The 13,732-nt window shown below is 68.6% G+C and carries 13 protein-coding genes; 8 read left to right on the top strand and 5 right to left on the bottom strand.

Annotation, left to right across the window (positions count from 1 at the left end; translation table 11 throughout):
• Nucleotides 1-95: 95 nt before the first annotated feature.
• The 7 genes from VN11_RS16165 to VN11_RS16135 all read left to right on the top strand — a co-directional run bounded on the left by VN11_RS16165 (nt 96) and on the right by VN11_RS16135 (nt 5,461).
• Nucleotides 96-791: a DsbA family oxidoreductase gene (locus tag VN11_RS16165; RefSeq protein ID WP_053450477.1), complete on the top strand. Its 696-nt coding sequence runs from the start codon at nt 96-98 to the stop codon at nt 789-791.
• 163 nt (nt 792-954) lie between these two features.
• Nucleotides 955-1,962, top strand: a complete 1,008-nt coding sequence (gene nagZ, locus VN11_RS16160) for a beta-N-acetylhexosaminidase (RefSeq protein WP_053450476.1) — start codon at nt 955-957, stop codon at nt 1,960-1,962.
• Nucleotides 1,962-2,516 carry a hypoxanthine-guanine phosphoribosyltransferase gene (locus tag VN11_RS16155; RefSeq protein ID WP_006461210.1) on the top strand — a complete coding sequence of 185 codons (555 nt, stop codon included), beginning with the start codon at nt 1,962-1,964 and terminating at the stop codon, nt 2,514-2,516. Before nagZ ends, VN11_RS16155 begins: the two co-directional genes overlap by 1 nt.
• Nucleotides 2,517-2,598: 82 nt before the next feature.
• A complete protein-coding gene (locus VN11_RS16150) occupies nt 2,599-3,345 on the top strand; it encodes an S-methyl-5'-thioinosine phosphorylase (protein WP_008266351.1) in 747 nt (248 codons plus the stop codon).
• Nucleotides 3,346-3,433: 88 nt separating this feature from the next.
• The gene (locus VN11_RS16145; RefSeq protein WP_005410590.1) at nt 3,434-3,640 is read left to right on the top strand and encodes a cold-shock protein; all 207 of its coding nucleotides are present in this window, start codon (nt 3,434-3,436) and stop codon (nt 3,638-3,640) included.
• Nucleotides 3,641-3,741: 101 nt separating this feature from the next.
• A complete protein-coding gene (locus VN11_RS16140; RefSeq protein ID WP_053450475.1) occupies nt 3,742-5,010 on the top strand; it encodes an FAD-dependent oxidoreductase in 1,269 nt (422 codons plus the stop codon).
• A 181-nt stretch (nt 5,011-5,191) separates the two neighbouring features.
• Nucleotides 5,192-5,461, top strand: coding sequence for a hypothetical protein (locus tag VN11_RS16135; protein ID WP_040009460.1), 270 nt, complete (start codon nt 5,192-5,194; stop codon nt 5,459-5,461).
• Between the two features lies 1 nt (nt 5,462).
• Here VN11_RS16135 and pdeM read toward each other — a convergent pair whose 3' ends face one another.
• From pdeM to VN11_RS16115, 4 genes are read right to left on the bottom strand one after another with little or no spacing between them, the layout of a single operon-like run.
• Nucleotides 5,463-6,104 (bottom strand): ligase-associated DNA damage response endonuclease PdeM, encoded by a 642-nt coding sequence (gene pdeM / locus VN11_RS16130; protein WP_053450474.1) that lies wholly within the window; start codon nt 6,102-6,104, stop codon nt 5,463-5,465.
• The gene (locus tag VN11_RS16125) at nt 6,094-8,553 is read right to left on the bottom strand and encodes a ligase-associated DNA damage response DEXH box helicase (protein ID WP_053450473.1); all 2,460 of its coding nucleotides are present in this window, start codon (nt 8,551-8,553) and stop codon (nt 6,094-6,096) included. Before VN11_RS16125 ends, pdeM begins: the two co-directional genes overlap by 11 nt.
• Nucleotides 8,550-10,157, bottom strand: coding sequence for an ATP-dependent DNA ligase (locus VN11_RS16120; protein WP_053450472.1), 1,608 nt, complete (start codon nt 10,155-10,157; stop codon nt 8,550-8,552). The genes VN11_RS16125 and VN11_RS16120 overlap by 4 nt, the downstream gene beginning before the upstream one ends.
• Nucleotides 10,154-11,152: a ligase-associated DNA damage response exonuclease gene (locus VN11_RS16115; protein WP_053450471.1), complete on the bottom strand. Its 999-nt coding sequence runs from the start codon at nt 11,150-11,152 to the stop codon at nt 10,154-10,156. Before VN11_RS16115 ends, VN11_RS16120 begins: the two co-directional genes overlap by 4 nt.
• Nucleotides 11,153-11,265: 113 nt before the next feature.
• Here VN11_RS16115 and VN11_RS16110 point away from each other — a divergent pair, with 113 nt between their 5' ends.
• A complete protein-coding gene (locus tag VN11_RS16110; protein WP_053450470.1) occupies nt 11,266-12,903 on the top strand; it encodes an acyl-CoA dehydrogenase family protein in 1,638 nt (545 codons plus the stop codon).
• A 289-nt stretch (nt 12,904-13,192) separates the two neighbouring features.
• Here the strand turns inward: VN11_RS16110 and VN11_RS16105 are convergent, their stop codons facing one another.
• The gene (locus tag VN11_RS16105) at nt 13,193-13,603 is read right to left on the bottom strand and encodes a hypothetical protein (RefSeq protein ID WP_006461120.1); all 411 of its coding nucleotides are present in this window, start codon (nt 13,601-13,603) and stop codon (nt 13,193-13,195) included.
• Between the last annotated feature and the right edge of the window lie 129 nt (nt 13,604-13,732).

Here is a 13,732-nt window from a genome sequence, read left to right as displayed (position 1 = left end):
GAGGGGATTAAGTCGTCTTTACCCCGCCTGTGCGGAAAGCGGCTTAATCCCCTCCGTCCCCTTTTTTCGAAGGCCGCGGCCCCCATGTGGTGGGCATGAGAATCGACATCTACTCCGACGTGGTCTGCCCCTGGTGCTGGATCGGCAAGCATCGTTTCCAGCAGGGCGTGCAGTTGCTGGGCGCCGATGCGCCTGAACTCGACATCCACTGGCAGCCGTTCCAGCTGGACCCGGACGCGGACGCAAAGCCGGTGCCGCTGCGCGAGGCCTATGTGCGCAAGTTCGGCGGTGTCGAGCGCACCGAGCAGATCCTCAACCAGACCCAGACCACGGCGCGCGCCGAAGGCCTGCCGATGGACTTCAGCCAAGGCCAGGTGCGGGTGACCACGCTGCCGGCCCACCGGGTGCTGTGGCTGGCCGGCCAGCATGGGGTGCAGGACGCGGTGGGCGAGGCGTTGTTCCGCGCCCATTTCGAGCTGGGCCAGAACCTGGCTGACAGCTCAGTACTGGTCAAGGCTGGCGTAGCCGGTGGCCTCGACGCGGGCGAGATCACCCAGATGCTGGCCTCCGACCGCGGCCTGGCGGAGGTCGAGGCAAAGCTGCAGGAAGCCCATGCACTGGGCATCTCCTCGGTGCCGACCTTCGTCATCGACGGCCGCTGGGCCATTTCAGGCGCCCAGCCGCCGGAGGCGTTCGCCAACGCGCTGCGCCAGATCGCGGCCGAGCAGGGCACATCCGCGTCCCCGGCAGAGGGCGACGAGGCCTGCGGCCCGGACGGCTGCAAGGTCTGACCAGCCGCGAAAAGGGGACGGAGGGGATTAAGTCGTTTCCAGCTCGTGAGGGCCGATTGCGGCTTAATCCCCTCCGTCCCCTTTTCGCGACCACTGCGCCTGTCGGCCGGTTCTGCGACAATGCGGCACTGCGCCATGCGGGCGCGCGTTGTGGAGATCGACCATGCTGCTGATCGGCGTTGCCGGCACCGAACTGACCGCCCAGGAACGTGACTGGCTGCAGCACGATGCTGTGGCCGGGGTGGTGCTGTTCAAGCGCAACTTTGCCTCGCGCCAGCAGGTGACCGATCTGAGCGCGGCGATCCGCGCCGCCGCCCCGCGCCCGCAGCTGATCTGCGTCGACCAGGAAGGCGGCCGCGTGCAGCGTTTTCGTGAAGGCTACAGCGAGCTGCCGCCGCTGCAGGAGATCGGGGCGCTGTACGCGACCGATCCGCAGCGGGCGCTGGCGCTGGCCGAGCAGCACGCCTGGCTGATGGCCAGCGAGGTGCGCGCCAGCGGTGTGGACCTCAGCTTCGCGCCGGTGGTCGACCTCGGCCGTGGCAACCGTGCCATCGGCAACCGCGCCTTCAGTGAAGACCCGCAGGTGGTGGCCGCGTTCACCGCCGCCTACGTGCGTGGCATGCACGCCGTTGGCATGGCGGCCACGCTCAAGCATTTCCCTGGCCACGGCACGGTGCTGGAAGACACCCACGTGGACACCGCGATCGACCCGCGTGCGCTGGACGAGCTGCGTGCGCAGGACCTGGTGCCGTTCCAGGCCGGCATCGCCGCCGGTGCCGATGCGGTGATGATGGCGCACGTGATCTACCCGCAGGTGGCACCGGAACCGGCCGGCTATTCGCCGCGCTGGATCCAGGACATCCTGCGCGGCGAGCTCGGCTTCCGTGGCGTGGTGTTCTCCGACGACATCGGCATGGCCGCCTCGCACAGTGCCGGCGGCGTGCCGGCGCGCGTGCATGCACACCTGGATGCCGGTTGCGACGTGGTGCTGGTCTGCCACCCGGAACTGGTCGATGAAGCCCTGCACGCCGTGCAGGGACGCTCCCTCAATACTGCTGCGCTGCTGGGGCTGCTTGGCCGCGGCGCGCTCGGCTGGGACGGCCTGCTGGCCGATGCCCGCCATGGCGACACCCAATCCCGTCTGCTTGAAACCCTTGGAAGAACCGTCTGATGCCCAACCTCACCATTTCCCAGGCCCTGGCCCAGGCTGACCTGCTGGTCGACCGCCCCACCATCGACAAGGCCATCGCTGGTATCGCCGACGCCATCGCGCGCGATTACAAGGGCGAGGTGCCGCTGTTCCTGTCGATCATGCACGGCGCGCTGCCGTTCGCCGGCCAGCTGGCGCTGGAACTGGGCGCGCGCGGCCAGGACGTGCAGTTCGATTACCTGCACGCCACCCGCTACCGCGGTGAGACCACCGGCGGCGACCTGGTCTGGAAGCACAAGCCGGCCACCTCGCTGTTCGGCCGCCGCGTGCTGCTGATCGACGACATCCTCGACGAGGGCTACACCCTGCAGGGCGTGCGCACCTGGTGCCTGGAGCAGGGCGCGACCGACGTGCGCATCGCTGCGATGACAGTGAAGAAGCACGACCGCGCGCTGCCGGACGTGGTCGCCGACTACGCCGGCATCGAACTGCCGGACCGCTACGTGTTCGGCTTCGGCATGGACGTCAACGAAACCCTGCGCTGCGTGCCGGCCATCTACGCGATGAAGGAATAACGGCGCCGCCGCCCGCGGCGCGTGTTCTTCTGCCGCCGGCATCCTCGGGTGCCGGCGTTTGTCTTTTCATGGAGTGCTTCGAATGCAACAGATCGCCCTGGCCGTGATCGGCGGTACCGGTGTCTACAACCTGGCCAAGCTTGACGACGTGCAGACCCATGAGGTCGACACCCGCTTCGGCCGCCCCTCCGGCCCGGTGCGCGTGGGGACGCTGCTCGGCCATCGCGTGGCGTTCCTGGCACGGCACGGTGAAGGCCACTCGCTGCCGCCGCACAAGATCAACTACCGCGCCAACCTGGCGGCGCTGCAGCAGCTGGGCGCGCAGCGGGTGCTGGCATTGAACACGGTCGGTGGCATCACCGAACACTTTGGTCCGCGCGTGCTGGCCTGCCCGGACCAGATCATTGACTACACCTGGGGCCGCATCAGCACCGTCTGTGAAGAAGAAGGCACCGACGTGGTCCACGTCGATTTCGGCCATCCGTACACGCCGATGCTGCGCAGCAAGATACTGGCCGCCGCGAAAGTGACCGGTGTCACGGTCCATGACGGTGGCTGCTACGGCGCTACGCAGGGCCCGCGCCTGGAAACCATCGCCGAAATCGCCCGCATGCGCCGTGATGGCTGCGACCTGGTGGGCATGACCGGCATGCCGGAAGCCGCGCTGGCACGGGAGCTGGGGCTGGATTACGCCTGTCTGGCCATCATCGCCAACTGGGCCGCCGGCTGTGGAGATGGCGAGGAGATTACGATGGCCGAAGTGCTGGCCAACGTGCAGGCGGCCAGCAACGGACTTCCGGAACTGGTGGGCGAATTGGCACGGGGGTGATTGTCTTCCCCGAGCAAGCTTTGCATACTCAGCTTGTGCGCGGGTTCAGCGTACACCACCCATTCATTGCATAAGGTCTCGCATCACCATGCCGAACGGTACCGTCAAGTGGTTCAACGACGCCAAGGGATTTGGCTTCATCTCGCCGGAGGATGGCAGCGCCGACGTGTTCGCGCACTTCTCCGCCATCAACTCCAAGGGCTTCCGCAGCCTGCAGGAAGGCCAGCGTGTCACCTATGACGTGACCCAGGGCCCGAAGGGTGCCCAGGCTTCGAACATCACGCCGGCCGAGTGATCCACTCGACAGTGCGTTGAAAACCCCGCTCCGGCGGGGTTTTTTTTGCGCAGCCGTCTGCATTCCGATCGCCTTCTGCCGGCCTCGGGCACAATGCAGGCATGAAGGAACGACTGCGCATCGCCGTTATTGGCTACGGCACCGCTGGACAGGCATTGTCCATCCTGCTCACCCGTGATGGTCATGAGGTGGACATTTTCGAGCGCGTGCCCACGCCGGGGCCGGTCGGCGCCGGCTTCCTGCTGCAGCCCAGTGGCCTGCAGGTGCTGTGGCAGATGGGCCTGCTCGACGCCGTGCGCGCGCATGCTGCACCGGTGCACCGCCTGTACGGCGATACGCCGTGCGAGCGCGCGGTGATGGACATGCGCTACGACGGCCTGGACGCGCGCCTGCATGGGCTGGGCATGCAGCGAGGAGCGTTGTTCTCGTTGCTGGATGAAGCGCGGGACGGCGCAGGGCAATTGCGTGCCGGCATCACGATTACCGGAGTGGATGCCGAACAGGGCCGTCTGCGCGACGGCGAAGGCCGCACGCATGGCCCGTTCGACCTGGTCGTAGCTGCGGATGGCGCAGCGTCGACGCTGCGCAGCACCATTGCCGCAGGTGCCGGGCTGGATCGCGTGTATCCGTGGGGCGCGCTGTGGTGCCTGCTGCCGGCCGAAGACTGGCCACACGTGCAGGAGTTGCGCCAGCGCTACGTGGCCGCGCGCAAGATGATTGGGCTGCTGCCGGTGGGCACCCGCCCCGGTGACGACACGCCGCGCCTGAGCTTCTTCTGGAGCCTGCCACGCACAGATTTCGAGCGCTGGCAGAACGATGGCATGCCGTCCTGGCTGGAGGAACTGCACACGCTGTGGCCGCAGGCCGCTGCGCGCTTCGCCCACCTGCGTGATGCCGGCCAGCTGGCGCGCGCGGTCTATCGCGATGCAGTGATGTCGCGCTGGCACCAGGGGCGCCTGGTGCTGGCCGGTGATGCCGCGCACGCGATGAGTCCGCAGCTGGGGCAGGGCGTGAACATGGCGCTGCTCGATGCGCTGGCGCTGCGCGATGCGGTGCGCATCCACGGTGGCGGCACGGCCGCGCTGCAGGTCTACCAGGCGCAGCGGCGCGCGCATGTGGCGGTGTACCAGCGCTGGAGCCGATGGCTGACGCCGTTGTTCCAGTCCGATCGCGATGGCTGGGCGAAGGCGCGTGATGTGCTGCTCGGCCCGATGGGGCGCCTGCCCGGCGGTCGCAGCCACATGCTGCGCGTGCTGAGCGGCACGCAGCATGGCTGGTTCGGTTCGCTCGCGCTGGAACCAGCCTTCATTGAAGCGCTGCGCAGCGCAGCCGAAACGCCTCGCACTGGCGCTGCAATCGCAGGTGTGTGAAGCAGACCGTCACGTGAATTAACGGTTGCCTCACCGTGGTTGTGCGACAAGAGGGGAGCACGCGACAGCCGCGTCGCCCGTTTTCCTTTCCGTGATCAACATCGCGCGTGGCCCGGGCGCCGCCGCCGTTGCGGCCTGCTGCGGCCCGGACGTGCCGCCGGATGTTGAAGAGGAGGACGCCATGTTGTTCGCGGTCGAAGAGCTGGAATCGGAAATCTGCAAGCTGCGCGGCCTGTTGCAGATGCTGCACGAGGACCAGCCCGACGTACTGGAGGACGTGTTCGAGTTCCATGTCGGCAGCCTGATCAGCCATGCATCACCCGAACACCACGCACGCATCCGTGCCTGCGCGCAGGAGATGCTGGCAGCGATCCAGGCCCTGCCGCGACGACGTGACGATGACACGGCGGATTTCCGCCTGATGCCGGCGCTGGGCCTGCGCCCGGCCTGATTCAGCGGGCGGGAAGCTGCACCAGGCCGCCGTCGACGCAGGCAATCATCCGTTCGCCGCGGATGGGCACAGGCACGATGCCAGCGGTGAATGCGGAGAACGCGGGCAGGATCGTCATCCGCTCGCGCAGCCAGTATGCGGGAAAGCGCCGCCGCAACGAGGGCAGTGCGACCTGCGGGTGCAGATGCCCTGCGATCACGTGCATCGCCGCGTCCGGCACCGGCTCATGGCGAAGCAGGAACGGCGCCAGCGGGATTTCATCGTGGATCTGTACCTGCAGCTGCGCGTGCGGCAGCTGCCGATCGTGATTGCCACGCAGTACGTGCACGTCCAGGCCGGCATTGTGTTCGCGCCAGCCCAACCATTGCTGGTACCAGGCGGCGCGATGTGCCGGCCCATGCAGGATGTCGCCGAGAATCCACAGTTCGCGGCAGGCGTGCATGTCCAGCAGTGACTGCAGGCGTTGCAGGTCGTCGACGGTGCCGCCGCGGGGCAGCGCGATGCCGGCACGACGGAACACGTCGGCCTTTCCAAGGTGCAGGTCGGCGATCAGCAGCGCCTGCCGCGCCGGCCAGTACAGCGCACGCGCGCCGATCAGGACCATGGCTTCACCGGCAAGCCGCACGGGCAGTTCATCGACCATGGCGGCGTTCCAGTTGCTGTGCGGCACGCTGCACGCGTGTGCGCCAGTCTTCGTTGCTGAACTGCCCGCGCAGACGCTCGGCCCACAAGGGAAAGCCCAGCGGCGTCAGCGACGCCGGACGCTGCACCGACAGCGCCTGCGTGCTGATGCGCGCCAGCACCTGCTGCAGGCCAGGCAGGTCCAGGCTGTCATGCAGGACCTCGTGTTCGGCCAGCGCCAGCAGCAGATGGCCCGGATCGTGCTCGCGAAGCACGTCGTACAGCAGGCCCGCCGAGGCCTGCAGCTGGCGGAGCGAACGCGGCATGCCGCCGGGCAGGCTGGGCACCAGCAGGCCCGCCACGCGCGCGATGCCGCGGAACTGTCGGCGTGCCAGCTCGCCCAGGTTCACGGCTGCACGCAGATCGTCCAGCAACCGATCACCGGTGAACAGCGTGCGCCAGTGTGCCGTGTCCAGATCGATGGCCTGCGCCGGCGCCAGCACCAGGCCATGGTCGTTTACCGCATAACCGATGCTGTTGCGCTGCAGGCGCGTGCAACGCAGCGCCAACAGGGCCGCCAGTGCCTCGTGCACGTGACGGCCGGCAAAGGGATAGACGAACAGGAACTGGCCGTCGCGGCGGCGTACGTCCTCCACCAGCAGATGATCGGGCGCGGGCCGCGCCGACATGCGTTGCTGCAGGGTCAGCAGCGGAGCCAGCCATCGTGATTCCGCACTGTCATCGGCGCCGGACAGGACCGACTCCAGTTCGCGGCCCAGCGCCATCGACAGCGGCAACTGGCCGCCTTGCCAGCGCGGCACGACACCGTCACCGCGCCCGCGTGCCAATCGCACGAAGGCGGTCATGTCGCGCAGCTGCACCAGCTCCAGCAGGCGCCCGGCGAACTGGAAGCGATCTCCACGGCGCAGGCGGCTGGCGAACTGTTCCTCGACGGCGCCCAGGCCACCGCCGCGCAGGAACTGCACGCGTACGCTGCCATCGCTGCTGATGGTGCCGATCGAGAGCCGATGACGCAGCGCCTGGCGACGGTCGTGCATGCGATAGCAACCGTCGTCATCGCGTACCACCTTGTGGAAGTCGGGGTACTGGGCCAGGGCCTGGCCACCCTGCACGATGAATGTCAGCACGGCCTGCCACTGTTCTTCACCGAGCGTGGCAAAGGCATGGGTACGGCGTACCTGCGCCAGCAACGCGTCGCTGTGGAATCCACCGGCCAACGCGCGGCTGACCGCATGCTGGGCCAGCACATCCAGCGACAGTGTCGGTGGCCTGCGCGCCTCGACCACGCCCTCGGCCAGTGCACGGCGCACGGCGGCGTACTCGGCCAGCTCCAGCGCGTGGCTGGGTATGCAGAGGATGGCGCCGCCGGCTCCGGGTCGATGGCGCGCGCGCCCGGCGCGTTGGCGCAGGCGTGCCACCCCCTTCGGGCTGCCCAGCTGCAGCACCTGTTCAACCTCGGGGAAGTCCACGCCCAGGTCGAGGCTGGAGGTCGCGACCACGCAACGCAACGTGCCCGCACGCAGGCCATCTTCCACCTGCTGGCGCAGCGCCGGATCCAGCGAGCCATGGTGCAGCGCCAGCGTATCCGGGTCTTCCGGCCAGACTGCCGCCAGCGCCTGATGCCACAGTTCGGCCTGCGCGCGGGTGTTGGTGAACAGCAGGCTGCTGCGCGCCTGCATCAGCGCTTCCAGTACGCGCGGCAGCTGCGCCAGGCCGAGATGCCCGGCCCACGGGAAGCGCTCGCCGGGCTCGGGCAGCAGGCTGCGCACGCTGATCGCGCGCGGGCGTACGCCCTGCACGATCGGTGCATCCGGCTGCCCAGGCAGCAGCACGTCGCGTGCCTCCTGCAGATTGCCCAGCGTGGCCGACAGCCCCCACAGCTGCAGCGCAGGCGCGGCCTCGCGCAGCACAGCCAGGTTCAGCTGCAGCAGGACGCCCCGCTTGTTGCCCAGCAGTTCGTGCCACTCATCCACCACCACGCAGCGCAGCTGGCGCATCCGCGGCAGGGTATCCGGATAGCTCAGCAGCAGTGCCAATGATTCCGGCGTGGTCACCAGCACGTCGACGCGGCCCTCGCGCGCCTGTCGCCGCTCGCGGTTGCTGGCATCACCGCTGCGCAGGCCCACCCGCCATCCCAGGCCGAGCCCGTCGACCACCGCCTGAAGGGCGCGCGCGGTGTCGCTGGCCAGTGCGCGCAACGGCGTCACCCACAGCACCTGCAACGGACGCACCGCACTGGCGCGACGGGGTGATGCCGGTGGGTCGATCATCGCCTGCAGCAGCGGCCCACCGAACATGGCCAGCGTCTTGCCGCTGCCGGTGGGCGTGTGCAGCACGCCCGATTCACCGGCCAGGTAGTGCCGCCACATCGCGCGCTGGAACGGCAACGAGCGCCAGCCGCGGCCCACGAACCAGTCCTCCAGCCGACGCAGCGCCTGGCTGCGGGTCATCGCGCCAGCGCCTGCAGCGTGGCCAGCTGATCAGCCTCGCTGGCCGGCTTGTCGTGGCGCCAGCGCAGGATGCGCGGAAAGCGCACGGCAACGCCCGACTTGTGCCGTGAACTCTGGTTGACCGCTTCGAAGCCCAGTTCGAAGACCTGTTCGGCGCGCACGCTGCGTACGGGCCCGAAGCGCTCGCGCGTGTTGGCGCGGATCCAGCGGTCGAGTGCGAGGATTTCCTTGTCGTCCAGGCCCGAGTAAGCCTTGGCCACCGGCACCAGGGCGTCGCCATCCCAGACGCCGAACGTGTAGTCGGTGTACAGCGTGCTGCGGCGGCCGTGTCCGGCCTGCGCATACAGCAGCACGGCATCGATCGTGAGCGGATCGACTTTCCATTTCCACCAGTCGCCGCGGCGTCGCCCGGCCTGGTAGGGCGAGCCACGTCGTTTCAGCATCAATCCTTCCACGCCGCGTTCGCGCGCCAGCTCGCGCATCGCGGCGGCGTGCGCCCAATCGTCGGCCACCACCTCGGGCGACAGCTGGATGCGGGTATCACTCAGCCCGCCGATGACCTCTGCCAGCCGCAGGCGTCGCTGCTGCAACGGCAACGTGCGCAGATCCCCACCGTCGAGTTCAAGCAGGTCATAGGCGAGCACGCGTACCGGCGTGTTGCGCAGCGTGGCGGCACCGGGCCTGCGACGCTGGATGCGGGTCTGCAGCGCAGTGAAGGCGCGCGGCACCCTGCCGCTCTCGTCCCAGGCCAGCAGCTCGCCGTCCAGTACGCACCCATCGGGCAAGGCCAATGCAGCCTGTTCGATCTCAGGGAAGCGACCATCCAGCCGCTCCTCGCCGCGTGACCACAGGGCTGTTTCGCCGCGCCGCCGCAGCAGCTGCAGGCGGATGCCGTCCCACTTCCATTCCAGCATCCAGTCGTCGATCGGGCCGAGACGGTCTTCCGGTTCGCCTTCCAGGGGCGAGGCGAGGAAGAACGGGTAGGGCTGCTGCCGGTCCAGTGGCAGCTCGTCCGGTGACAGCAGCTGGCCCAGCAGCCCGGGTGAGGGGACCCATTCGCCGAGCATGCGCTGGGCGATGCGTGCGATGTCCAGGCCCGACCATTCGGCCAGCGCCTGCTGCACCAGTCGCTGCGAAACACCGACACGCAGTGCGCCGGTCAGCAGCTTGTTGAACACCAGCCGTTCGCTGCTGCACAGCTGCTGCCAGCCGGCAACGACTGCTGCGCGGCGTACCGGCTCGTCCTGGTTGGCCACGGCCAGCAGGTGCTGTTCGATCCATTCGGCGAGGGGCCGGTCGGCAGCCGGTTGCGCTGGATCGTCCAGCAGCAGGGTGAGCGTTTCGGCCAAGTCACCGACCTGCGCATAGCTGTCTTCGACCAGCCACGGTGGCAGACCCGATTGTTCGGCAATCCAGGCGCGCAGTTCGCCGCTTGCAGCGATCTTCCTGCGCGCGCCGCCGACCTTGCCGCCACTGAGCAGGTACAGCGCCCATGCCGCATCATGCGCACGTGCCTGGCGGAAGTAATCGACCAGCGCCGCACGCTTGTCCAGCGTGGCGGTGCTGCGGTCCAACCGCTGGTAGAGCGCGGCGAAGGCTTTCATTCCTCGCTCCCGAAGTCGGTACGGAAGGCTTCGGCAGCCACCCCGCGCTCGCGCAGGAAGGGGATCAGCGCGTCGGTGTTGCCATGGGTGGCGATCACCCGCTGCGCGCCGGTCTGTTCGATGGTCTGCAGCAGCGCAGGCCAATCGGCATGGTCGGAAATGACGAAACCTCGATCAACATTGCGCCGGCGCCGATTGCCGCGCAGCTGCATCCAGCCGGACGCGAAGCCCAGCTGATGGCGGCCGAAGCGACGCATCCACGGCGTGCCCGCGGCCGAGGGTGGCGCGAGGATCAACTGGCCGGCTGCATCCGGCTGGCGCCCCTGCTCGGCGACGGCGTGCGTCTCCAGCATCGGTACGCCGGCCTGCCGGTAGACCGCTACGCCGTTGGCGATGGCGCCATGCAGCCAGGCCGGACGATCATCCAGCGGCAACAGTTCGGCCAGCACCCGCTGTGCCTTGCCCAGTGCGTAGCACAGCAGGATCGCGGCCTCGCCACGCTGTTCGCATTCGCGGCGCCACGCCACGATCCCGGCAGCCACTGCCGGCGTGTCCGGCCAACGGTAGATCGGCAGCGCGAAGGTGGCCTCCGTGATGAAGGTATCGCAGGGCACGACCTCGAACGGCGTGCAGGTTGGATCAGGCTGGCGCTTGTAGTCGCCGGACGCCACCCAGACCTGCTGCCCGTCATCGATACGGACCTGCGACGAACCCAGCACATGCCCGGCCGGGTGCAGCGATAACTGTACCCGCCCCAGCCGGAACGGCACGCCCTCGGCATGCGCCTGCACCGGCACGTCACCCAGGCGCCAGCGCAGGATCGGCAGGCTGCCTTCGCTGCAGTGGTACTCGCCCATGCCCGGGCGCGCGTGATCGCCATGGCCATGGGTGATGACCGCACGTGGCACCGGCCGCCAGGGATCGATGTGGAAGTCACCGGCGGCGCAGTACAGCCCCTCCGGGCGCAGGACCACCAGATCGTCGTTGCCTGTCATGCGGTCACTGTGGCCGCTGCCTCGTGCACGGGGTGAGAACCGGCCTGAACGCGGGCTTGGCAGGTGATGCGGCACAATCGAGCCGCACACTTCTTGCCGCCAGGATGGACCGGATGAGTGGACCGAGCTTCAGCAGCAGCGCGCCCTTCGAAACCCATGTGGTGCTGAACCAGCCGCCACCGTTCGCCGGCCGTCATCTGTGGACCGACGACGTGGCATTGATGGACGCGGTGCAGCGGGAGGGTGCGGGCGGCTTCGCACCGCGCCTGGCGGTGTACGGCGCGCTGGCCGGTGACGAACTGTACCGGCTCGGCTTCGATGCCAACCGTGATCGGCCACGACTGCGTACGCATGATGCGCAGGGCCATCGCATCGATACCGTGGAGTTCCATCCGGCCTATCACCAGCTGATGGGCACGGCCAAGCAGCATGGCGTGGCTGGACTGTCGTGGCACGAGCCGCAGCCCGGTGCGCATGTCGCGCGTGCGGCCCTGAGCTACCTGCATCACCAGGCCGAGGCGGGCACCAGCTGCCCGTTGACCATGACCCACGCCGCGGTGGCGGTACTGGATCCGCACCCGCATCTGGCCGAGTGGGCGCGCAAGGCTGCTGCGCCGGTCTACGACCCACGCGACGTGCCGGTGGCGGACAAGGCCGGCATCACCCTGGGCATGGGCATGACCGAGAAGCAGGGCGGCTCGGACGTACGGGCCAACAGTACCCGCGCCGAACCGATCGATGGCGAGCGCTACCGCCTGGTCGGCCACAAGTGGTTCTTCTCTGCGCCGATGTGCGATGGCTTCCTGGTGCTGGCGCAGGCGCCAGGTGGACTGACCTGCCTGCTGATGCCGCGCCGGCTGGCCGATGGCGACCGCAACGCGTTCCGGCTGATGCGGCTGAAGGACAAGCTGGGTGACTGGGCCAATGCGTCCAGCGAAGTCGAGTTCTGCGGCGCACAGGCATGGCGCGTGGGCGAGGAGGGGCGCGGTGTGGCCACCATCATCGGCATGGTGATGATGACCCGCCTGGATTGCATGCTGGGTGCGGCAGCGGAGATGCGCATGGCATTGGCACAGGCGCTGCACCATGCGCGCCACCGGCGTACCTTCGGCACGCTGCTGGTCGATCACCCGCTGATGGCCAACGTGCTGGCCGATCTGGCGCTGGAGTCGGAAGCGGCCACGGTGTTGTCGATGCGTATCGCGCGCGCGGTGGATCGTGCCGGCGTGGATGGCAACGAAGCGGCGCTGGCGCGGCTGGGCACGGCCCTGGGCAAGTACTGGATCTGCAAGCGTGCCGCGGCGTTCGTCAATGAAGCACAGGAATGCCTGGGCGGTGCCGGCTACGTGGAGGAATCGATGCTGCCGCGGCTGTACCGGCAGGCACCGTTGAATTCGATCTGGGAAGGCAGCGGCAACATCCAGTGCCTGGACGTGCTGCGCGCGTTGGCACGTGAGCCCGAGGCGATGGTGGCGCTGCGCGGTGAACTGGCCGCGGTGGCCGATCGTGATGCTCGCTATGCGGCCGCCCTGCAGCGCTGGGCGGCGGCACCGCCGCCGCAAGAATCGCAGGCGCGGATGTTCTGCGAGCGCACAGCGCTGCTGCTGCAGGCGGCGCTGCTGTTGCGTGCGCGCAGTCCGATGGCCGAGGCATTCGTGCGTAGTCGTTTGCAAGGGGAGCACGGGCTGGCGTTTGGGACGCTGCCGGCGGGGCTGGATGTGCCGGGGATGCTGGCGCGCGCGTTGCCGTAGGCGGCGGCCAACGGCCGAGCCCCTCGTGGCGGGCGGCGCGGAGTCTGCGTCGTGAGCGGGCCGCGCGGGTGGGTTGCGCAGGGGGCGCTGCAAGTACGTCCATGTAAGCTCGGTCGCCGCATCCATGCGGCTCACGCCCCTGCGCAACCCTCCCGCGCGGCCGCGGACAATTTCCGTGGGCGCACACCACGAAATCAACAGAAAAAGCGAAAAGCAGAAAGCAGAAAAGCCGCGGCGGTGCCGCGGCTTTTCCTGTGGCGCCGAGCGCATGCCCGGCTGCCGGTATGCCTCAGTGCTTGGCTTCTTCCTTGGCGGCGTTGGCCTTCGCGTCATTGGCGACATCGCGGGCCTTGTCGGCGACCTTCTGTGCGGCGTTGGCGGTCGCGTCGCTGGCATGAGCCGCGGCGTCGGTGGCAGCGTCCTTGGCCTTGTCGGCGGCATTGGCGGTGGCGTCTGCGGCCTTGTCCAGCGCCTGCTGGGTATCGGCAGCCGCCTGTTCGGAGGCGGCGGCGGTCTTGTCGGCGGCTTCGCGGGTGGCGGCAGCGGCCTTGTCGACAGCGTCGCGGGCGGCAGCGCCAGCGCTGTCGGCGGCCTGCTGTGCGTCCTGCTTGGCCTGTTCGGCTTCCGGGCCCTTGCAGGCGGCCAGCGCCAGCAGCAGGGAGGCAGCCAGCAGGGTGGTGGTGATCGGACGAATCTTCATGGCGGACTCCGGTGCTGCAATGGATGGGGACGCCAGCCTATTCATGCCGTTGTGAAGACGGGGTGGCGATGCAGTGGCTCAACCGCCGGCATCGGCGCAAAGAAAAAGCCGCTGGCGAACCAGCGGCTT

Origin of the sequence: Stenotrophomonas maltophilia (assembly GCF_001274595.1) — a bacterium.
Taxonomy (GTDB): Bacteria; Pseudomonadota; Gammaproteobacteria; order Xanthomonadales; family Xanthomonadaceae; genus Stenotrophomonas; species Stenotrophomonas forensis.
Note: the sequence above shows the minus strand (reverse complement) of the source record. Positions and strands in the feature narration are given on the sequence as shown.

Excerpts from the sequence above, each read along its gene's own strand:
- VN11_RS16165 (WP_053450477.1), top strand. The coding sequence starts at position 96 with ATGAGAATCGACATCTACTCCGACGTGGTCTGCCCCTGGTGCTGGATC.
- nagZ (WP_053450476.1), top strand. The coding sequence starts at position 955 with ATGCTGCTGATCGGCGTTGCCGGCACCGAACTGACCGCCCAGGAACGT.
- VN11_RS16155 (WP_006461210.1), top strand. The coding sequence starts at position 1,962 with ATGCCCAACCTCACCATTTCCCAGGCCCTGGCCCAGGCTGACCTGCTG.
- VN11_RS16150 (WP_008266351.1), top strand. The coding sequence starts at position 2,599 with ATGCAACAGATCGCCCTGGCCGTGATCGGCGGTACCGGTGTCTACAAC.
- VN11_RS16145 (WP_005410590.1), top strand. The coding sequence starts at position 3,434 with ATGCCGAACGGTACCGTCAAGTGGTTCAACGACGCCAAGGGATTTGGC.
- VN11_RS16140 (WP_053450475.1), top strand. The coding sequence starts at position 3,742 with ATGAAGGAACGACTGCGCATCGCCGTTATTGGCTACGGCACCGCTGGA.
- VN11_RS16135 (WP_040009460.1), top strand. The coding sequence starts at position 5,192 with ATGTTGTTCGCGGTCGAAGAGCTGGAATCGGAAATCTGCAAGCTGCGC.
- pdeM (WP_053450474.1), bottom strand. The coding sequence starts at position 6,104 with ATGGTCGATGAACTGCCCGTGCGGCTTGCCGGTGAAGCCATGGTCCTG.
- VN11_RS16125 (WP_053450473.1), bottom strand. The coding sequence starts at position 8,553 with ATGACCCGCAGCCAGGCGCTGCGTCGGCTGGAGGACTGGTTCGTGGGC.
- VN11_RS16120 (WP_053450472.1), bottom strand. The coding sequence starts at position 10,157 with ATGAAAGCCTTCGCCGCGCTCTACCAGCGGTTGGACCGCAGCACCGCC.
- VN11_RS16115 (WP_053450471.1), bottom strand. The coding sequence starts at position 11,152 with ATGACAGGCAACGACGATCTGGTGGTCCTGCGCCCGGAGGGGCTGTAC.
- VN11_RS16110 (WP_053450470.1), top strand. The coding sequence starts at position 11,266 with ATGAGTGGACCGAGCTTCAGCAGCAGCGCGCCCTTCGAAACCCATGTG.
- VN11_RS16105 (WP_006461120.1), bottom strand. The coding sequence starts at position 13,603 with ATGAAGATTCGTCCGATCACCACCACCCTGCTGGCTGCCTCCCTGCTG.